Source organism: Streptomyces sp. NPDC058375, from assembly GCF_042723425.1.
In the GTDB taxonomy this organism is placed as follows: domain Bacteria; phylum Actinomycetota; class Actinomycetes; order Streptomycetales; family Streptomycetaceae; genus Streptomyces; species Streptomyces durocortorensis.
Map to the genome: position 1 here is coordinate 15,454 of NZ_JBHXJG010000051.1, position 19,000 is coordinate 34,453.

A 19,000-nucleotide genomic window follows, 5' to 3' on the forward strand; every position below is an offset into this window, starting at 1 on the left:
ACCGGTACGCTCATCGGGCCATGGAATTGAATGCCTCCTACACCAGTCTTGTCGCGGTCGGCGACTCGTTCACCGAGGGCATGTCGGACCTGCTCCCCGACGGCACCTACCGGGGCTGGGCCGACATCCTCGCCTCCCGGCTCGCGGTCCGGTCCCCCGGTTTCCGGTACGCCAATCTCGCCGTACGCGGAAAGCTCATCGGCCAGATCGTCGACGAGCAGGTGGAGGCGGCGGCCGAGCTCCAGGCCGATGTGGTCACCCTCGTCGGCGGGCTCAACGACACGTTGCGCCCGAAGTGCGACATGGGAATGGTCAGGGGCCGGCTCGAAGAGGCCGTGGAGCGTCTCGCACCGACCTGCAAGCAGCTGGTGCTGATGCGCAGCCCCGGGCGCAGCGGGCCGGTGTTCGACCGGTTCCGCCCCCGGGTGGAGGCGCTGTTCGCCCTGATCGACGATCTGGCCGGGCAGCACGGCGCCGCGGTGGTGGACCTCTACTCCGCGCCCTCCATCGCCGACCCCCGGATGTGGGACGTGGACCGCCTCCACCTCACCGCCGATGGCCACCGGCGCGTCGCCGAGGCCGTCTGGCAGACGCTGGGGCTGCCGGCCGAGCTGGACTGGCGTGCGCGGATGCCCGCGACCGCGCCGCCGCGCTGGGCGACCCGGCGGACGGAGGACATCCGCTTCGCCCGTCAGCACCTGGCCCCCTGGATCGGGCGACGGCTCACCGGCCGTTCCTCCGGCGACGGACGCTGGGGCGCCCAGTTCGACGCCGCGACGGGCAAGGCCTTCTGGATCACGCCCACGGACGCCGAGGCCCCCGGCCCGGTGACGGAGTGGCGGCGCGCCGCCTCCCCCGCTCCCTCGTAGCCGGCCCTCCTTCGTAGCAAGCCACAAACGGGGGCGCGGCGCTGGCCTGCACGAACCGCCAGTAGAATCCCTTTACGTGAACGCCGTGTCTGCGAAGCCTCGCATCCCCAATGTCCTGGCCGGCCGCTACGCCTCCGCGGAGCTGGCCGTCCTCTGGTCCCCCGAGCAGAAGGTGAAGCTGGAGCGTCAGCTGTGGCTGGCGGTGCTGCGCGCTCAGAAGGACCTCGGGATCGAGGTGCCCGACGCGGCGCTGGCCGACTACGAGCGGGTGCTGGACCAGGTGGACCTGGCCTCCATCGCCGAGCGCGAGAAGGTCACCCGGCATGACGTGAAGGCCCGCATCGAGGAGTTCAACGCCCTCGCCGGTCATGAGCAGGTCCACAAGGGCATGACCTCCCGGGACCTGACGGAGAACGTCGAGCAGCTGCAGATCCGCCTCTCGCTGGAGCTGATGCGCGACCGCACCGTGGCCGTCCTGGCCCGGCTCGGCAAGCTCGCCGCGGAGTACCGCGAGCTGGTGATCGCCGGACGCTCCCACAACGTCGCCGCACAGGCGACAACCCTGGGCAAGCGCTTCGCGACCGCGGCCGACGAGCTGCTGGTCGCCTACGGCCGCCTGGAGGACCTCCTCTCCCGCTACCCGCTGCGGGGGATCAAGGGCCCGGTCGGCACGGCGCAGGACATGCTGGACCTGCTCGGCGGCGACGCGGACAAGCTCGCCGACCTGGAGCAGCGCATCGCCGGCCACCTCGGCTTCGCCGAGGCGTTCACCTCGGTCGGCCAGGTCTACCCCCGCTCGCTCGACTACGACGTGGTCACGGCTCTGGTGCAGCTCGCCGCGGCGCCCTCCTCGGTGGCGAAGACCATCCGGCTGATGGCGGGCCACGAGCTGGTGACCGAGGGCTTCAAGCCCGGCCAGGTCGGCTCGTCCGCGATGCCGCACAAGATGAACACGCGCTCCTGCGAGCGGGTCAACGGGCTGATGGTGATCCTGCGCGGCTACGCCTCGATGACCGGTGAGCTGGCGGGCGACCAGTGGAACGAGGGCGACGTGTCCTGTTCCGTGGTCCGCCGGGTGGCGCTCCCGGACGCGTTCTTCGCGTTCGACGGCCTCCTGGAGACCTTCCTGACGGTGCTGGACGAGTTCGGCGCGTTCCCCGCGGTCGTGGCGCGCGAGCTGGACCGCTACCTCCCCTTCCTGGCGACCACCAAGGTCCTGATGGGCGCCGTACGGGCCGGGGTCGGCCGTGAGCTGGCGCACGAGGCGATCAAGGAGAACGCGGTCGCCTCCGCCCTCGCGATGCGGGAGCAGGGCGCCGAGCGCAACGAGCTGCTCGACAAGCTCGCCGCGGACGAGCGCATCCCGCTGGACCGCGCCCAGTTGGACGAGCTGATGGCCGACAAGCTCTCGTTCACGGGTGCCGCCGGCGGCCAGGTGTCGTCGCTGGTCGCCCGGATCGAGGAGATCGCCAAGCAGCACCCCGAGGCCGCGAGCTACGCCCCCGGCTCGATCCTCTGACCGGCACCGCCGCACCGCCTGACGCGCGAAGCCGCATGACGCCGGAAGAGCTGAACGCCGCCCGTGACCGCATCGTCTCCGATGTGGCCGCGGGCGGTCTGCGCGTGCTCTTCTGCGGCATCAACCCGAGCCTGATGACCGCTGCGACGGGCCACCACTTCGCCCACCCCGGAAACCGCTTCTGGCCGGTCCTGCACCGCTCTGGATTCACACCCCGGCAGCTGCGCCCGTCGGAGCAGGGCGAGTTGCTCGGCCTCGGACTCGGGATCACCAACGTGGTGGCACGGGCCACGGCCCGGGCCGACGAGCTGGGCGCGGACGAGTTCCGGGAGGGCGGGGCCGCTCTGACGGCGAAGGTCGAGCGCCTCGCGCCGCAGTGGCTCGCGGTGGTCGGCATCACCGCCTACCGCACAGCCTTCGGGGAGCCCAGGGCCCGCGTCGGCCCCCAGGACCGCACGATCGGCGGCACCCGCGTGTGGGCTCTCCCCAACCCCAGCGGCCTCAACGCCCACTGGACGGTGCAGACCATGGCCGAGGAGTACGCCCGGCTCCGGGAGGCCGTGCTCACCGGGCGTCCGTGACAGCTGCGTTCCGGTTGCCGCTCCGTCACTCCGGGATGCCCCAGGTTGCGGCTCGATACCGGCTTGCTTCGCTGGTCGCAGGGCTCCCGGCCAACGAGTACGATCCGGCAGACATGCGCACGAGCTGGGAGGACATACCGTGGGCCGGCTGACCGGTGGGGATCCGTCGCTGTTGCGGCGGATCAATTCCGCGGTAGTGCTGCACGCCCTGAGGGGGGCCGGCGCGCCGACGCTGACGGACCTGACACGGATCACGGGGCTGTCCCGGCCGACGGTCGAAGGGGTCGTCGAGGGGCTCTTCGAAGCGGGTCTCGTGGTCGAGGCCGTGCCCGACGAGAGCGAGGCGCGACGTCAGGGGCGCCCCGCCCGGAGGTTCCGTTTCCGGGCCGAGGCGGGGCATCTGCTCGGTGTGGAGATCGGTCCGCACCGGGTTTCCGCGCTCATCTCGGGGCTTGACGGACGGATCGTCGGGGCGGGCTCCCGTGTGGTGTCGGAAACGGCGGGCGCGGACGACCGGCTCGACCAGGTCCGGGCTGTCATCGCGGACGTGCTGCGCCGCACCGGGGTGGCCCGGAGCAGTCTGCGTGCGGTCGGGGTGGGCAGCCCCGGGATCGTGGAGGCCGACGGCACCGTACGGCTGGGCACGGCGTTGCCGGACTGGACCGGCCTCGCCCTCGGGGAGCGGCTGCGCCGTTCGTTCCGCTGCCCCGTGCTCGTGGAGAACGACGCCAACGCCGCTGCGGTGGCGGAGCACTGGAAGGGCGCGGCCACCGAGTCCGACGACGTGGTCTTCGTGCTGGCGGGGCTGAGTCCCGGTGCGGGGTCCTTGATCGGCGGGCGGCTGCACCGGGGGTTCGGCGGGGCTGCCGGGGAGATCGGCGCTCTGCACCTGCTGGGCCGGGACGTGACGCCGGAGCACCTGTTGTCGACGACGGACACGCCGCTGGACCCGTTGGACGAGCCTGCGGTGGCCGCGGTGTTCGCCAAGGCCAAGGAGGGCGACGCCGGGGCCCAGGCCGCGGTCGAGCGGTTCCTTCAGCGGCTGGTGCACGATGTGGCCGCGCTGGTGCTGGCGCTCGACCCGGAGCTGGTCGTGGTCGGTGGCTGGGCCGCCGGGCTGGACGGGGTGCTGGAACCTCTCCGCAAGGAGCTGGCCCGCTACTGCCTGCGCCCGCCCCGGGTGACCCTGTCGCTGCTCGGAGAGGCCGCCGTCGCGACCGGGGCGCTGCGGCTCGCCCTGGACCACGTCGAGGAGCAACTGTTCGCCGTCGAGGGGCCCGTGACGGCCCGCCGCTGACCGCGAGGGCGAGCGCGGCGGCCCGGGTCGCGGATGGGGCCGCTCTGCTCCCGGTCGGCCTCTGCTGCCGGTCGGCCTCTGCTCCCGGACCGGCCTCTGCTGCCGGACCGGCCTTTTTGCCTGGCGATCTCTGCTGCCGACCGATCTCTGCCCCGGCCGATCTCTGCTGTCCGCCGATCTTCGTGCCACCCCGGGACCAGCAACGGCCGGGGCCCTGTCCCGTAACCCGGAATGCCCGGGGCGCTGCCCCGTAACCCGGAACAGGCGGGACGACACGCGCCCGCCGCCCCTCAAGGACCGGAGTCCTCGGGAGCGGCGGGCGTGGGGCCGAGCGGCCGCAGGCGTCAGGAGGCCTGGCGCTCCGGCTGGTCGTCGTGGCTGATCTCCAGCGCGCCGGAGTCCCCGAAGGTGAGCCGGCAGGTGTCCGCGCGGTAGGTGGCGACGGAGACGGCCGCCGTACCGTCCGCGGTGAAGTAGCGGGTGGTGACGACGAGGACGGGGGCGCCGGGGAGCCGGTCCAGTTCCTTGGCGTCGTCCGCCCGCGCGGAGCCGAGCTCCACGGAGCGGTCCTGTCCCTGCAGGCCGAGCCGGTGCAGCTCGCGCAGGACGCTCCGGGCGCGGACGGGGCCGGACGGGGCCTCGATGGCGGAGAGGTCGGGCACCGAGGAGGCGGGGATGTAGAGGAGCTCCGCCGCTACCGCCTGCCCCTGGGTGTCACGGATCCGGCGCACCACGTGCACCGGCTCGGCGGGGCCGGTCCCGAGCATGGCCGTCACCGCAGCCGGGGCCTTGTCCATGGTGCTGTCGACCGGCTGCCAGGCCTCGCCGCTGACGCCTCCCGCCCATTCGTGCTGGGCGGTGGAGACGGCGATGCCCACGCGCGGCGGGGCGACGGTCGTCCCGACACCGCGGCGGCGCTGCAGCCTGCCTTCCAGTTCGAGCTGCTCCAGGGCCTGCCGGAGCGTGGCTCGCGCGACACCGAACCGCGCGGCGAGGTCCCGCTCGTTGGGCAGGATCTCCCCCACCGCAAAGTCCGAGTCGAGTGCCTCACTGAGCACGGTCTTGAGGTGCCAGTACTTCGGCTCCTGTACCGATTCCAGCTGCGTGGTCCCCACCCTGTCCTCCGCAATCGCCCAGCGTCTTTTCCGCGACGTTATTTATTAAAGGTTCCTGCCTTAAGTGGAGACCCTAGGACGGCATACCCCCTTGGTCAAGACCAATCCTTATTCCGTAACGGAACGAAACGGGACTCTGGCGCAGAGCGTTCACACGACGTTCGTGGTGCCGTGAGGCGAGCGCAGCACAAAGCCCCACCATCGCGGCGGACGGCGGGGCTGTGACCTGGCACGCAGCAGACCCGTGGGGCCGATGGGGGCCGGGGCGGCTCGTGATGCTCGCGGCTATTCGACGGGCACTCCGGAGAGCTTGTCCGGATTACGAATGATATAGGCGCATTGAATGACACCTTGGCTGACTTCGATCTGAAAGACGGTGTCGACTCCCCCTCCGACGATGTAGACCGCGGCGGGTCCGCCGTTGAGTTCCATGACGCGGATCTCGCCGTCGGGGTCGAGATCCGCCGCCACCGCGAAGAGGACGCGCCCGACCTTGTCGGCGGTCTCGATGATCCGCCGCGCCGCCTTCGCCTTGCCGCCGCCGTCGCTGACCAGCCGGACGTCCGGGGCCAACAGGGCAAGCAGCTGCTCGATGCCGTCCCCGGATGCGGCGGCCAGGAACCGTTCGGTGAGGTCGCGCCGCTCGGCCGGGTCCACGTCGTACCGCGGCTTGCGCTCCTCCACGTGCCGCCTGGCCCGGCCGCCGAGCTGCCGGACGGCCGCCTCGGTGCGGTCCAGGGCGGTGGCGATCTCGGCGTACGGGAATCCGAAGGCCTCCCGGAGCACGAACACCGCGCGCTCCAGCGGTGAGAGCGATTCGAGGACGACCAGCACGGCGAGCGAGACGGAGTCGGCGAGGACGGCGCGTTCCGCGGTGTCGGGCACGGTAGGGCCGAAGTCCGTGGCGACCGGCTCCGGCAGCCAGGGCCCCGGGTACGTCTCCCGGCGCGAGTGCAGGTGCCGGAGCCGGTCGATGGCCAGCCGGGTGGTGACCCGCACCAGGAAGGCGCGCGGTTCGCGGATGTCCTCGCGCGTCACCGCCGACCACCTCAGCCACGCCTCCTGCACCACGTCCTCGGCGTCCGCGACGCGGCCCAGCATGCGATAGGCGACCCCGGTGAGGACGGATCGGTGCTCCTCGAAGAGCTCGGTCGCGGCATCGGCGGTCATCCGTCCATCCCAGCCCACGGGGCACAGGGTGTCCAGCGGGAATCGCCGGGCCTCTTGAACTACAAGCTACCCGACGGTAATTGTTGTTGACGAGATGTCTACCCACTCCAGGGAGCAGCAGCATGACCACCACGGTCTCCTTCACCGTCGCAACGGCCGCCGGCCCCCGCCCGGCCTCGGTCGCGTACGAACGGACCGGCTCGGGCGAACCGTTGCTGCTCCTCCACGGCATCGGGCACCACCTGCGGGCCTGGGATCCGGTGACGCGGATCCTGGCCGCCGAGCGTGAGGTGATCGCCGTGGACCTGCCCGGCTTCGGCACCTCGCCCGCGCTGCCGGACGGGGTTCCGTACGATCTCGCGACCGTCGCCCCGGTGCTCGGAGCCTTCTGCGCCGAACTCGGCCTGGACCGCCCCCATGTGGCCGGGAACTCGCTGGGCGGCCTGCTCGCGCTGGAGATGGGCCGCACCGAACTGGCGCGGTCGGTGACCGCGCTGGCCCCGGCGGGCTTCTGGACGGAGCCGGAGCGGCGCTACGCCTTCGGCACCCTGCGGACGATGCGCCGAAGCGCGCTGGCCCTGTCGGTGCCGCTGATCGAGCGCCTGTCGCGCAGCGCGGCCGGCCGGGCGGCCCTCACCAGCACCATCTACGCCCGGCCCGGCAGGCGTTCACCGGAGGCCGTCGTCGCCGAGACGTTCGCCCTGCGCGGAGCGACCGGCTTCCACCAGACCCTGGAGGCCGGCCGGGGCGTGTCCTTCGGCGAGGACGTGAAGGGCATCCCCGTCACCGTCGCCTGGGGCACCCGCGACCGCATCCTGCTGCGCAGGCAGGGCGTCCGCGCCAAGCGGGTGATGCCCGACGCCCGGCTCGTGCGCCTGCCCGGCTGCGGGCACGTTCCGATGAACGACGACCCGGCGCTCGTGGCCCGCGTCATCCTGGACACCAGTCGCTGAACCCTCGCGACCGGCCTCCGGCGTGCGGCCGGAAAGAAGCCGCACGCCGGAGGAGCCGCGCCGTCCGAGGACACCGGAGCCGTACGCCACACCGGCGCCGACCAGGACGCTTCCCGCTCCCTGCGCGAGACCGTACGTCCCTGCTCCGACCAGGGGTGCGGTCCAAGCGGCGGAGACCGGGATCAGGCCGGAGAAGAGCGTGGCGCGTTCGGCTCCGATGTGCTGCATCCCGCTGTACCAGCAGACGAATCCGATCACGGTGACGACGACGGCCTGCCACAGCAGGGCCGTCGCCTCGCCGCCCGTCGGGGCCCGCAGGAACGAGCCGCCGTCCAGCAGCAGACCGAGCAGCGCCGACTCGGCGGCCGCGACGCCGCAGACCGTCGCGGCGAGGAGTTTCGGGCCCAGCGGCCGCAGCACGGGGACGGCCAGGACCGCGAAGCCGACCTCGCCCACCAGTGCGCCCACCGAGAACAGCACGCCCGCCAGGTCGGTGCGCCCCCAGCCCTGCACGGTGAACGCGCCTACGGCGACGAGTCCGGCCGCGTACAGCGTGACGCGGAAGGGGCGACGGCCGTCCAGCAGCGGGACGAGCACGCCGACCACGATCGGCGCACAGCCCACGAGGACGCCCGGAACAGCCGGTTCCGCCGACTGTTCGGCCGCCAGGACCGCCAGGTTGAACCCGACCATGCCCACGGCGGCGAGCAGCGCGATCCGGCCCCACTGGCGGCGGGTGAGATTCCGGAGCCGGGCCGTCGCGGAGTCGGGGTCGCGGCGCAGGAACGGGATGAGCAGCAGGGCGGCGAGACCGTAGCGGAGGGCCTGGCCCCCTGCGAACGGGTAGTCGCCGAGGACGCTGTTGGCCGTGAAGGATGCCCCCACCAGCACACACGCGAGGGCCGCGAGGAGGGCCCCGCGCAGAGAGGTTGCGTTCATGGGGCCGACGCTAGGGTCGGCGACGGACCGGTTTAAGGTCCACTTCCATGATGTCTTCGGGGACCAATTCGGGGGCCGGGTCAGAGGCCGGCTCAAGGACCGATTCGGGGGCCGGCCCCCGTCGTCCGTCGACGGAATCCCTCTCCCCGGCCTGGGAGTTGTTGCTGCCCGCCGCTGCCGCGCCGGCGCGTGGGCGGGGGCGCGCACTGCGGTCCGCGCTCCGGGAGGCGGTTCGCTCCGGCCGTCTCGCGGGCGGCACGAGGCTGCCGTCCAGCCGTGAACTCGCGGCCGACCTGGGCGTGTCGCGCGGGCTGGTCACCGAGGCGTACGAGCAGCTGACCGCGGAGAGCTATCTGCGCAGCGGGCGGGGCGCGGGCACCTGGGTGAGCGAGGGCGTCCGCGCGGCGGAGCGCCCCGTACGCGATCGTGCGCCGGGCGCGGCGGGCGCGCGGGTGGACTTCCGGCCCGGCACCCCCGACCTGTCCCTCTTTCCGCGCAGCGCGTGGAGTGCCGCCCAGCGGACGGTGTTCGGACGGCTGTCGCACAGCGCGCTGGGCTACCCCGATCCGCGCGGGTTGCCGGAGCTGCGTGAGGCCCTGGCCGGGCTGCTCGCCCGGCGCCGGGGTGTGGTGGCCGATCCGGAGCGGCTGGTGGTCTGCTCGGGGGTGGCCCAGGCGACGACCTTGCTCGGTTTCGTCCTCCGGGACGCGGGCGTGGCCTCGGTCGGGGTGGAGGATCCGGGCAGTCCGGAACACGCGTCGCTGTTCGCGGCGACCGGCCTGGGCACGGTTCCGCTGCCCCTCGACGACGACGGGCTGGCCCTCGCGCCCCTGGTGCGCTCCGGCGTGCGCGCGGTGGTGACCACGCCCGCGCACCAGTTCCCCACCGGAATCGGATACTCCGCGCAGCGCCGCGGTGAGCTGCTCGGCTGGGCGCGGGACACGGACGCCGTGATCATGGAGGACGACTACGACGGGGACTTCCGTTACGACCGGGAACCGGTGGGCGCCCTGCAGGGGCTGGACCCCGAACGGGTCGTGTACACCGGATCGGTGAGCAAGTCGCTGGCCCCCGGTCTGCGGCTCGGCTGGTTGATCGCCCCCTCCGCGCTCACCGAGCGGATCGTCGCCCGCAAACGGACCATGGACCTGGGCAACCCGGTGCTCGACCAGGCCGTGCTGGCCGACTTCGTCGTACGCGGCGGCTACGACCGGCAGTTGCGGCGATGCCAACGGGCCTACCGGGAACGCCGGGACGCGATGGTGGCCGCACTCGACGAGCACTTCCCCGGGGCGACGGTCAGCGGCATCGCGGCGGGCCTGCACATCATCGCCCGGCTGCCCGCGCGGTACGGCCCCGAGGACGTCCTCCTGGAGCGGGCGGCCGGGGCGGGCATCGCGCTGCGGCCGCTGCGCGACTGCGGAACGGCCCGCTCCGAGGACGGCAGCGTGCCCCTCGTCCTGGGTTACGCCCATCTCGCCCCCGGCGACATCGCCCGAGGGGTCGCGGCGCTGGCGGACGCGTGGCGTTCCGGCGGGTCCGGGAGCGGCTGACCGACCGGCCTCGGCCGGCCGGGACCGGCCGACCCTGACGGCCGGCGGGCGCTGTTCACCCGGGGTTGGGGCTCCGGCCGCCGCAGGGCACTAGGTATGGGGCGGAGACCGGCGCCGGTCCGTGGTCTTCTCGCGGACGGCGCACCACCCGCCGACCTCCCTGGAGGCGCTTTAATGTCCCACCGCCCGCACCGTCCCCGTCCTTCCTCGCCCGGCCGCCGTGCCGTCCTGCGCGGTTCGCTGATCGCCCCGGCGGCCCTCGCCCTCTCGCCCGGCACCGCGTCGGCGGCGCCCGCGCTGCATCTGGCGGGGCGGCCCGAAGCGTCCTGGGGTGTGCAGGTGGGCAGCGTCACCTCCTCGTCGGCGTTGCTGTGGGTGCGCTCGGACCGGCCGGCCCGGATGCTGGTGGAGACCTCGGCCACCGAGTCGTTCCGGCGGGTGCGCCGGTGGTACGGGCCGTCGATCGGCCCCGGAACAGACTTCACCGGCACCACGCCGCTGTACGGGCTGCCGCCGGGCGAGCAGGTGCACTACCGCGTGACGCTCGCCGATCCGCATGATCCGCGCCGAACCGGAAAACCGGTGTACGGGACGTTCCGCACCGCTCCGGCCCGGCGCAGGTCCGGGGTGCGGTTCCTGTGGTCGGGCGATATCGCCGGGCAGGGTTGGGGCATCAACCCGGACATCGGCGGCTACCGGGTGTACGAGGAGATGCGCCGCCTGGACCCGGACTTCTTCCTGTGCAGCGGGGACAGCGTCTACGCGGACGGCCCGCTGGAGGCGAGCGTGACGCTGCCGGACGGCCGGGTCTGGCGCAATGTGATGACCGAGGAGAAGGCGAAGGTCGCCGAGACGCTGGACGAGTACCGGGGGAACTTCCGCTACAACCTGTTCGACCACAACGTCCGCCGCTTCAACGCGCAGGTGCCGTCCGTCGTGCAGTGGGACGACCACGAGGTGCGCAACAACTGGTATCCCGGTCAGATCCTCGACGACGCCCGCTACACCGAGAAGAACGTGGACATCCTCGCGGCGCGCTCCGTGCGGGCCTTCCACGAGTACACCCCGCTCGCGCCCTCGCACGGTTCCGGACGCCCGTCGCGCATGTACCGGGTCGTCCACCACGGCCCGCTGCTGGACGTGTTCGTGCTCGACATGCGGTCGTACCGCAACGCGAACTCCCCCGGGCGGCAGGCCGACGACACGACGGGCATCCTCGGGGCCGAGCAGGCGCGGTGGCTGAAGCGCTCGCTCGCCGCCTCCCGGGCGGAGTGGAAGGCGATCGCCGCCGACATGCCGCTCGGTCTGGTGGTCCCGGACGGCGCCACGGACTTCGAAGCGGTGGCGCAGGGCGACCCGGGGGCGCCGCTCGGGCGGGAGCTCCAGATCGCCGAGCTGCTGCGGTTCATCAAGCACCGCAGGATCACCGGCACCGTGTGGCTGACGGCCGATGTGCACTACACCTCGGCCCAGCACTACGCGCCGGAGCGGGCGGCGTTCAAGGATTTCGCCCCGTTCTGGGAGTTCGTCTCGGGCCCGCTGGCGGCGGGCGGATTCCCGGCCAACGCGCTGGACGGCACCTTCGGCCCGGACCGGGTCTTCGTACGGGCCCCCGACCGGGCCAATGTCTCGCCGATGGAGTCGCCGCAGTATTTCGGCGAGGTGGAGATCGACGGCGACAGTGCGGAGCTGACCGTGCGTCTGCGGGCCGAGGGCGGGTCGGTGCTGTTCACCAAGGTGCTCCGGCCGGGCCGCGTCGGCCAGTGAACGGCTGCACGCCGCCTTTCCGGACCGGAAGGATCAGGAGGTGGCCGGTCTCCGAATGTGGCCGAAAACGACGATAGGCGACCAGATCAACACGTAACCCATCGGTCACAAGGCGTTCGTGATCAGGCAACACCGGTCGTTCACAGTGAGGATATGACTGATGTGACCTCCGCGAAGAGCGCCCGCCGTCCGCACCACTGGCGGCGGGACCTGATCGAACTGGCCGCCCTGTTCACCGCCGTGGCCGTGGCCGACGCGATCGCCAACCTGATCGGACACCAGCCGGACGGGCCCTACCTGCTCGTGGCGTCGGCTGTGGCTCTGGTGGCCACAGCCGCGTTCCACACCTGGTGGGCCCGACGCCACAGCCATGCACCCCCGTCCGATGAGGCGGGCGCCGCGCCGGTCGGGGCCGCCGGCGCGGCGGCGGACAAGGCCGAAAGCAGCGGTGCGGGCCCGATGGCCGGCGCCGAGGAGACCGGGACCACGCTGTGGCGGATGCGGACGACGGTGCTCGACGCCCCGGGCAGCCTGGCCGCCCTGTGCACGGCCCTCGCCGGGCTCCGCGTCGACATCCTCACCCTCCAGACGCACCCGCTCGCCCGGGGGACCGTCGACGAGTTCCTGCTGCGCGCCCCGGCCTCGCTCCCGGCACAGGAGCTGTCCCGGGAGATCGCGGCCGCCGGCGGCGCCTCCACCTGGATCGAGCGGGCGGACGCCCACGATCTGGTCGACACCCCGACCCGGGTGCTGTCGCTGGCCACCCGCACGGCGCTCGACGCGGCCGAGCTGCCGCTCGCCCTGCGCCAGTTGCTCGGCCGGTGCACCATCCACTCGCTGCCCGCCGTCTCCGTCACGGGCCGCGCGACCGGTCATAGCGCTCCGGTCGAGGGCGTGCTGGAGGAGACGGTGATGCGGCTGCGCGACCCGTCCGGCGGGGTGATCTCCGTCGAGCGGCCCTATCTGCCGTTCACACCGACCGAGTTCGCGCGGGCGCGCGCCCTGGTCGAGCTGGACGCCCGGCTCGGTCCGCGCCTGCCGCGCAGCGAGGACGTCCTCACACTGCCCGAGGGCAACGAGATCACCGTGCGGCGCGCGGACCGCTCCGACCTCGCAGCCGCCCGCGCCATGCACGACCGCTGCTCGCAGGAGACCCTCGGCCTGCGCTACCACGGTCCCGTCGCGGACGCCGGCCGCTACCTCGACCATCTGCTGAGCCCCCGTTTCGGCCGCACCCTGGCGGTGCAGACGGCGTCGGGCAAGCTGGTGGCGCTGGGCCACCTCCTCTGGGACGGCGACGAGACCGAGGTCGCCCTGCTCGTCGAGGACGACTGGCAGCGCCGGGGCATCGGCTCCGAGCTGCTCGGCCGCCTGGTCGCCCTCGCCGAGGAGGCGGGCTGCGACAGCGTGTACGCGGTGACGCAGTCCCGCAACACCGGCATGGTGGCGGCGATGCGCGCGCTGGAGCTGCCCCTCGACTACCAGATCGAGGAGGGCACGCTCGTCATCACCGCCCGGCTGACGACTGAAGCGGCCGCTCGGCCGTCCGCGCCGGCGGAACGGGCCCGTCGCTGAGCGCCTGGCACAGATCCGCCCACAGGTCCTCGACGTCCTCCAGGCCGACCGACATCCGCAGCAGCCGGTCGCCGACGCCGGACGCCCGCCGGTCTCCCTCCTCCACGATGCGGTGGCTGATGGAGGCCGGGTGCTGGATCAGCGAGTCCACGCTGCCGAGACTGACGGCGGGCGTGATGAGCCGCACCCCGGAGATCACCCGGTGCGGATCCCCGTACACCTCGAAGGAGACCATCGCGCCGCCGATCCGCGGATAGTGCACCCGGGCGATCCGAGGGTCGGCGGTGAGCCTGCGGACGAGTTCGGCGGCGCTCGCCGAGGCCGCCCGGACGCGTACCGGAAGCGTGGACAGGCCACGCAGCAGAAGATATCCGGCCAGCGGGTGCAGCACTCCGCCGGTGGCGAACCGCACCTGGCGCAGGGTCGCGGCGAACTCCTCGTCGCAGGCGACGACGCCGCCCATGACGTCCCCGTGGCCGCCGAGGTACTTGGTGGCGCTGTGCAGGACGATGCGTGCGCCGTGTTCGACGGGGCGCTGGAGGACGGGGGTGGCGAAGGTGTTGTCGACCAGCAGCGGCACGGTTCCGCAGGCGTGGGCGACGGCCCGGATGTCGATCTCGGCCAGGGTCGGGTTGGCCGGCGTCTCGACCATCACGAGTCCGGTGTCCGGGCGGATGGCGTCGGCGATGCCCGCCGGGTCGGTCCAGGTCACCTCGGTGCCCAGCAGCCCGGCGCCGAGCAGATGGTCGCTGCAGCCGTAGAGCGGGCGGACCGCGACGACATGGCGCAGCCCCTGGCTCGCGCGGGCGAGCAGGACGGCGGTGAGCGCGGCCATCCCACTGGCGAAGGCGACCGCGCTGTCGGTCCCCTCCAGCCGGGCGAGCGCCGTCTCGAAGCGGGCCGTGGTCGGGTTGTCGAGCCGGGCGTAGACCGGCGGCCCGTCGGGGAGGGAGCCGGTGGTGGCGAAGGCGTCGATGCGCATCGCCTCGTCGCGCGAGTCGTAGGAGGGGTAGGTGGTGGACAGGTCGATCGGCGGGGCGTGCACGCCGAGGGAGGCGAGGTCATCGCGTCCGGCGTGCACGGCTTCGGTGGCGAGAGCCCTGGACGGGGTGGGAGCAGGGGGCGTCATCGAGACTTCGTTGTCCATGCCGTCACTCTGAACAGTTACCGGCTCGTAGCGACCATGTCCCGTGCTACGTTCGCCGCATGTCCGATTCCGTCGCTCTGGATCCGGTGGATCTGCAGATTCTGCGGCTGCTGCAGAACGATGCGCGGACCACGTACCGCGAGCTGGCGGCCGAGGTCGGCGTGGCCGCTTCGACCTGTCTGGACCGGGTGGCCCGGCTGCGCCGCAGCGGAGTGATCCTCGGGGACCAGCTGCGCCTCGATCCGGCGAAGCTCGGCCGGGGCCTCCAGGCTCTGCTCCTGGTGCAGGTCCGGCCGCACCGCCGGGAGTTGATCGGGCCGTTCGTCGACCGGATCAGGTCGCTGCCGGAGTCGCGTGCGCTGTTCCATCTCACCGGCCCCGACGACTATCTGGTGCAGGTCGCGGTGGCCGACGCGGCGGATCTGCAGCGGCTGGTCCTGGACGAGTTCACCTCGCGCCGGGAGGTGGCCCGGGTGGACACCCGGCTGATCTTCCAGCAGTGGGAGTGCGGTCCGCTGCTGCCGCCCGCCGCGAACTGACCGGCCGGGTTCGGACACCGGGCGACCCCCGGTGATGACGGAAGGGCCGCCGCCGTACGAGGATGTCCGCATGTCAGACACTTCGAGCAGCGCGCTGCCCCGTCAGGTCGCCGACGCCTACGTCGACGCACTCATCGAACTCGACCCCATCACGGGCACCTATCTGGGTGTGCCCGAAAGCTCGCGCCGGCTGCCCGACTTCTCACCGGCCGGCCAGGAGGCGTCCGCCGACCTCCTCCGCGCGACGCTGCGGAAGCTGGACGCCGCCGAGCAACTGCCCGGTGCGGACAGCGATGCCGAGCGGCGCTGCGGACGGCTCCTGCGGGAGCGGCTGACGGCGGAACTCGCCGTGCACGACGCGGAGGAGGGCCTGCGGGCCGTCTCCAACCTGTCGTCACCCGCCCACAGCATCACCGAGGTCTTCCCCCTCACGCCGACCGCGACGGCCGAGGACTGGGCGGCGGTCATGGAGCGCCTGCGCGCGGTGCCCGCCGCGTACGAGGGGTACCGCGCCTCGCTCGCGCTCGGTCTGGAGCGCAAGCTGTACGGCGGCCCGCGCGCGACCGCCACCTTCGTCGGGCAGCTCACGGAGTGGGGCGGGGAGGGCGAGGGCGAGGGGTTCTTCGCCGATTTCGTCGCGCCGGGACCCGCCTCCCTGCGGGCGGAGCTGGACGAGGCCGCCGGGCAGGCGGCGGCCTCGGTGCTCGCGCTGCGGGACTGGATGCGTGACGTGTACGCCCCGGCGATCGAGGGCGCCCCGGACCCGGTCGGCCGGGAGCGGTACGCCCGCTGGTCGCGGCTGTACAACGGCACCGATCTGGATCTCGACGAGGCGTACGCGTACGGCTGGTCGGAATACCACCGGCTGCTCGCGGAGATGAAGACCGAGGCCGAGAAGGTGCTGCCCGGGTCCGGCCCCTGGGAGGCGCTCGCCCACCTCGATGTGCACGGCAAGCACATCGAAGGGGTGGACGAGGTCCGCGACTGGCTCCAGGGCCTGATGGACGAGGCGATCGAGGCGCTGGACGGCACGCACTTCGACCTCGCGGAGCGGGTACGGAAGGTGGAGTCCCGGATCGCCCCGCCCGGCGGGGCCGCCGCGCCGTACTACACCAGCCCCTCCGAGGACTTCTCGCGCCCCGGGCGCACCTGGCTGCCCACCATGGGCGAGACCCGTTTCCCGGTGTACGACCTGGTCTCCACCTGGTACCACGAGGGCGTTCCCGGCCACCACCTGCAGCTCGCGCAGTGGACGCACGTCGCCGACACCCTCTCCCGCTACCAGGCGTCGGTCGGCATGGTCAGCGCGAACGCCGAGGGCTGGGCGCTGTACGCGGAGCGGCTGATGGACGAGCTGGGCTTCCTGCCCGACCCGGAACGGCGGCTCGGCTATCTGGACGCCCAGATGATGCGCGCCTGCCGGGTGATCGTCGACATCGGCATGCACCTGGAGCTGGAGATCCCGGCGGACTCCCCCTTCCACCCGGGCGAGCGCTGGACCCCCGATCTGGCCCAGGAGTTCTTCGGCAACCACAGCGGCCGCCCCGCCGACTTCGTGGAGAGCGAGCTGACCCGCTATCTGTCGATGCCGGGCCAGGCCATCGGCTACAAGCTGGGCGAGCGCGCCTGGCTGCTCGGCCGGGAGAACGCGCGCGCCGCGCACGGCGACGCGTTCGACCTGAAGGCCTGGCACATGGCGGCGCTCTCCCAGGGGTCGCTGGGCCTGGACGATCTGGTGGACGAGCTGTCGCGGCTCTGATCCGGTCGGCGACACGTACGGTCCGGAGCCCCCGTCGTTGGAATTGAGGCAGCCTGTCATGAGCGAGCGGAACGGATTCCTGTTCTGCGCCGACCCGTTGAGGTCGTCGCGGCCCGATCCGGAGTTCGCCGGTGAGCTCGCGGCAGCGCGTGCGGCCGGCGGGCGGATCGCGCTGCTCGACCATGACGCGCTGCTCGCGGGGGACGCGGCCGGGGCGGTGGCCCGGGTCGCCCGGGACTCCGGACCGTACTGGTACCGCGGCTGGATGATCCCGGCCGCCCGGTACACGGAACTGGAGGCGACCCTCGGAGCCCGGGGCTGCACCCTGCTCACCGACGCCACCGGCTACCGGCGGGCGCATGAACTCCCTGGCTGGTACGAGGAGTTCGACGGGCTGACGCCGCGCAGCGTCTGGTGCGCCATGGCTCCGGGGGCGCCGCCGCCGTCCGTCGACGAGCTGGCCGGGCTCACGGAGCCGCTGGGGCCGGGGCCCGGCATCGTGAAGGACTTCGTGAAGTCCCGCAAGCACGAGTGGCACGAGGCCTGTTATGTGCCGGAGTTAACGGACCGCAAGCAACTGGCCGCCGTGGTCGACCGGTTCGTGGAGCTGCAAGGCCCCTTCCTCGCGGGGGGCCTGGTGCTGCGGTCCTTCGAGCCGTTCGTCTCGGGCGGCGAGGCGCGGGTGTGGTGGGTGGACGGAGAGGCGGTGCTCGTCACCGCCCACCCGGACACTCCCGACCGGCACCCCGTGCCCGAACTCCCTTCCCTGCGCGAGGCGGTGGGCCGCCTCGGGCTGCGCTGGGTCACCACCGACCTGGCCTTGCGGGAGGACGGGGTGTGGCGGGTGGTGGAGGTCGGCGACGGCCAGGTCAGCGGGCTGCCCGCCGGGGCGGGTGCCGGGGACCTGTTCGCCGCGCTCGCCGTCGCCGGGGTCCGTTGACCTCGTCGACCTCGTCCGCCTGGACGCGGGGGTTCAGCAACCGCAGTCGGCCGCGTCGACCGGAGCGGTCAGCGGATCGGCCGCGCGCCGCTCGCCGCCCTCCCCGGTCTCGTAGGCGAACCCTTCGCGCACCCAGTACTCGAACCCGCCGAGCATCTCCTTGACCCGGTAACCCAGTTGGGCGAGCGTCAGGGCCGCGCGGGTCGCGCCGTTGCAGCCCGGCCCCCAGCAGTACGTGACCACGGGGACGGCCGGGTCCAGCAGCGCCGCCGCTGGTGCGCCTGCGCTACCCGAACGGGAACTACAAGCCGTTCCACGATCTGCTGGAGACCACGCCGGAGATCATCGAGGCCCACCACGTCACCGGCGACGACTGCTTCGTCCTCAAGGTCACGGCCCGCTCGATGAGGCACCTGGAGGAGACCACCGGGCGGATCGGCGCCCTGGGCTCCGTCACCACGAGCGTCGTGTACTCCTCGCCGCTCCCCCGCCGCGCGATCGGCCGCTGAACCGCCCGGAGGGGGCCCGACTCACGCGAGGCGGTGCCGGACCGACGAGCCCTGCCGCTCCTTCACCACTTCGAGCCGGACCGGGATCCGCCGGCGCAGGTCGGCCACATGGCTGACGATGCCCACGCTGCGGTCCCGCTCCCGCAGGGAGTCCAGGACGTCGAGCACCTCGTCCAGCGTCTGGTCGTCCAGGCTGCCGAACCCCTCGTCGATGAAGAGGGTGTCCAGGCGTACGCCGCCGGCCTCCTCGGTCACGACGTCGGCGAGGCCCAGTGCGAGGGCCAGCGAGGCGAAGAACGTCTCCCCGCCGGACAGGGTCGCGGTGTCGCGTTCGCTGCCGGTCCAGGCGTCGACCACATGCAGCCCGAGTCCGGCCCGGCGGCCGCCGGTGCGGGCGTCGGAGTGGACCAGCGTGTAGCGGCCGGAGGACATCCGTTGCAGCCGTGCGGTGGCGGCGGCCGCCACCTGTTCGAGGCGGGCGGCCAGGACGTACGCCTCCAGGCGCATCTTGCGTTCGTTGTCGGCGGAGGTGCCCGCCGCCAGACCCGCGAGCCGGGCGATCCGCTCGTACTCCTGGCGCACCGGGCCCAGCCGCCGGACCTCGTCGGCGGTCTGCCGGGAGAGCCGGGTCAGCTCCCCGCAGCGCTCCTCGGCGGCGGCGAGCGCCGACGACGCCTCGCGCAGCAGCCATTCCGCCGTCTCGAACTCGCCCTGCGCGGAGGCTGGTTCGGCAGGCGGCTGCTCGGCGGCCTCGCGGGCGTCGCGTTC

At 72.9% G+C, this 19,000-nt stretch carries 15 protein-coding genes and 3 pseudogenes; 12 read left to right on the forward strand and 6 right to left on the reverse strand.

What is annotated here, in order from left to right; translation table 11 throughout:
• The first annotated feature begins 20 nt into the window (after positions 1 to 20).
• From ACFWM7_RS11640 to ACFWM7_RS11655, 4 genes are all read left to right on the forward strand, one after another.
• Positions 21 to 869: an SGNH/GDSL hydrolase family protein gene (locus tag ACFWM7_RS11640; protein ID WP_383258449.1), complete on the forward strand. Its 849-nt coding sequence runs from the start codon at positions 21 to 23 to the stop codon at positions 867 to 869.
• A gap of 85 nt (positions 870 to 954) precedes the next feature.
• On the forward strand, positions 955 to 2,388 hold the full coding sequence (gene purB / locus ACFWM7_RS11645; protein ID WP_383258488.1) for an adenylosuccinate lyase: 1,434 nt from the start codon (positions 955 to 957) through the stop codon (positions 2,386 to 2,388).
• Positions 2,389 to 2,423: 35 nt separating this feature from the next.
• Complete coding sequence (mug, locus tag ACFWM7_RS11650) at positions 2,424 to 2,969, forward strand: G/U mismatch-specific DNA glycosylase (protein WP_383258452.1); 546 nt, start codon at positions 2,424 to 2,426, stop codon at positions 2,967 to 2,969.
• Positions 2,970 to 3,108: 139 nt separating this feature from the next.
• On the forward strand, positions 3,109 to 4,266 hold the full coding sequence (locus tag ACFWM7_RS11655; protein WP_383258457.1) for an ROK family transcriptional regulator: 1,158 nt from the start codon (positions 3,109 to 3,111) through the stop codon (positions 4,264 to 4,266).
• A gap of 344 nt (positions 4,267 to 4,610) precedes the next feature.
• Here the strand turns inward: ACFWM7_RS11655 and ACFWM7_RS11660 are convergent, their stop codons facing one another.
• Together ACFWM7_RS11660 and sigJ are read right to left on the reverse strand one after the other, a co-directional pair.
• Positions 4,611 to 5,381, reverse strand: a complete 771-nt coding sequence (locus ACFWM7_RS11660; RefSeq protein ID WP_383258461.1) for a GntR family transcriptional regulator — start codon at positions 5,379 to 5,381, stop codon at positions 4,611 to 4,613.
• A 285-nt stretch (positions 5,382 to 5,666) separates the two neighbouring features.
• A complete protein-coding gene (gene sigJ, locus ACFWM7_RS11665) occupies positions 5,667 to 6,551 on the reverse strand; it encodes an RNA polymerase sigma factor SigJ (protein WP_383258463.1) in 885 nt (294 codons plus the stop codon).
• Positions 6,552 to 6,673: 122 nt separating this feature from the next.
• Here sigJ and ACFWM7_RS11670 point away from each other — a divergent pair, with 122 nt between their 5' ends.
• Positions 6,674 to 7,504, forward strand: a complete 831-nt coding sequence (locus tag ACFWM7_RS11670) for an alpha/beta fold hydrolase (RefSeq protein ID WP_383258466.1) — start codon at positions 6,674 to 6,676, stop codon at positions 7,502 to 7,504.
• A 96-nt stretch (positions 7,505 to 7,600) separates the two neighbouring features.
• On the opposite strand, the pseudogene ACFWM7_RS11675 reads toward ACFWM7_RS11670, so the two are convergent.
• Positions 7,601 to 8,443: pseudogene (locus tag ACFWM7_RS11675) on the reverse strand (DMT family transporter); the annotation flags it as partial.
• Positions 8,444 to 8,601: 158 nt separating this feature from the next.
• On the opposite strand from ACFWM7_RS11675, the gene ACFWM7_RS11680 reads away from it, so the two are divergent.
• The 3 genes from ACFWM7_RS11680 to ACFWM7_RS11690 all read left to right on the forward strand — a co-directional run bounded on the left by ACFWM7_RS11680 (position 8,602) and on the right by ACFWM7_RS11690 (position 13,338).
• Positions 8,602 to 9,996: a PLP-dependent aminotransferase family protein gene (locus ACFWM7_RS11680; protein WP_383258468.1), complete on the forward strand. Its 1,395-nt coding sequence runs from the start codon at positions 8,602 to 8,604 to the stop codon at positions 9,994 to 9,996.
• Between the two features lie 174 nt (positions 9,997 to 10,170).
• Positions 10,171 to 11,763: an alkaline phosphatase D family protein gene (locus ACFWM7_RS11685; RefSeq protein ID WP_383258471.1), complete on the forward strand. Its 1,593-nt coding sequence runs from the start codon at positions 10,171 to 10,173 to the stop codon at positions 11,761 to 11,763.
• Positions 11,764 to 11,925: 162 nt separating this feature from the next.
• Entirely contained in the window at positions 11,926 to 13,338 is a 1,413-nt protein-coding gene (locus ACFWM7_RS11690; RefSeq protein ID WP_383258491.1) for a GNAT family N-acetyltransferase, read from the forward strand.
• Here ACFWM7_RS11690 and ACFWM7_RS11695 read toward each other — a convergent pair.
• The gene (locus ACFWM7_RS11695; protein ID WP_383258474.1) at positions 13,271 to 14,485 is read right to left on the reverse strand and encodes a trans-sulfuration enzyme family protein; all 1,215 of its coding nucleotides are present in this window, start codon (positions 14,483 to 14,485) and stop codon (positions 13,271 to 13,273) included. The genes ACFWM7_RS11690 and ACFWM7_RS11695 overlap by 68 nt on opposite strands.
• Before the next feature lie 59 nt (positions 14,486 to 14,544).
• Here ACFWM7_RS11695 and ACFWM7_RS11700 point away from each other — a divergent pair, with 59 nt between their 5' ends.
• The 3 genes from ACFWM7_RS11700 (at position 14,545) to ACFWM7_RS11710 (ending at position 17,723) form a co-directional block, all read left to right on the forward strand.
• Positions 14,545 to 15,024: an Lrp/AsnC family transcriptional regulator gene (locus tag ACFWM7_RS11700; RefSeq protein ID WP_006122929.1), complete on the forward strand. Its 480-nt coding sequence runs from the start codon at positions 14,545 to 14,547 to the stop codon at positions 15,022 to 15,024.
• 70 nt (positions 15,025 to 15,094) lie between these two features.
• A complete protein-coding gene (locus ACFWM7_RS11705) occupies positions 15,095 to 16,783 on the forward strand; it encodes a DUF885 domain-containing protein (protein ID WP_383258479.1) in 1,689 nt (562 codons plus the stop codon).
• Between the two features lie 58 nt (positions 16,784 to 16,841).
• Complete coding sequence (locus ACFWM7_RS11710; RefSeq protein ID WP_383258482.1) at positions 16,842 to 17,723, forward strand: ATP-grasp domain-containing protein; 882 nt, start codon at positions 16,842 to 16,844, stop codon at positions 17,721 to 17,723.
• A gap of 33 nt (positions 17,724 to 17,756) precedes the next feature.
• Here the strand turns inward: ACFWM7_RS11710 and ACFWM7_RS11715 are convergent.
• A pseudogene (locus ACFWM7_RS11715) lies at positions 17,757 to 17,996 on the reverse strand (rhodanese-like domain-containing protein); the annotation flags it as partial.
• A gap of 2 nt (positions 17,997 to 17,998) precedes the next feature.
• Between ACFWM7_RS11715 and ACFWM7_RS11720 the strand changes: the two are divergent.
• A pseudogene (locus tag ACFWM7_RS11720) lies at positions 17,999 to 18,232 on the forward strand (Lrp/AsnC ligand binding domain-containing protein); the annotation flags it as partial.
• 21 nt (positions 18,233 to 18,253) lie between these two features.
• Here the strand turns inward: ACFWM7_RS11720 and ACFWM7_RS11725 are convergent.
• A partial coding sequence (locus ACFWM7_RS11725; RefSeq protein WP_383258485.1) for an SbcC/MukB-like Walker B domain-containing protein occupies positions 18,254 to 19,000 on the reverse strand: 747 nt, incomplete at its 5' end.

What these genes read in the sequence shown, in the direction of transcription:
- ACFWM7_RS11640 (WP_383258449.1), top strand. Translation starts at nt 21, where the DNA reads ATGGAATTGAATGCCTCCTACACCAGTCTTGTCGCGGTCGGCGACTCG.
- mug (WP_383258452.1), top strand. Translation starts at nt 2,424, where the DNA reads ATGACGCCGGAAGAGCTGAACGCCGCCCGTGACCGCATCGTCTCCGAT.
- sigJ (WP_383258463.1), bottom strand. Translation starts at nt 6,551, where the DNA reads ATGACCGCCGATGCCGCGACCGAGCTCTTCGAGGAGCACCGATCCGTC.
- ACFWM7_RS11670 (WP_383258466.1), top strand. Translation starts at nt 6,674, where the DNA reads ATGACCACCACGGTCTCCTTCACCGTCGCAACGGCCGCCGGCCCCCGC.
- ACFWM7_RS11685 (WP_383258471.1), top strand. Translation starts at nt 10,171, where the DNA reads ATGTCCCACCGCCCGCACCGTCCCCGTCCTTCCTCGCCCGGCCGCCGT.
- ACFWM7_RS11695 (WP_383258474.1), bottom strand. Translation starts at nt 14,485, where the DNA reads ATGGACAACGAAGTCTCGATGACGCCCCCTGCTCCCACCCCGTCCAGG.
- ACFWM7_RS11700 (WP_006122929.1), top strand. Translation starts at nt 14,545, where the DNA reads ATGTCCGATTCCGTCGCTCTGGATCCGGTGGATCTGCAGATTCTGCGG.
- ACFWM7_RS11705 (WP_383258479.1), top strand. Translation starts at nt 15,095, where the DNA reads ATGTCAGACACTTCGAGCAGCGCGCTGCCCCGTCAGGTCGCCGACGCC.
- ACFWM7_RS11710 (WP_383258482.1), top strand. Translation starts at nt 16,842, where the DNA reads ATGAGCGAGCGGAACGGATTCCTGTTCTGCGCCGACCCGTTGAGGTCG.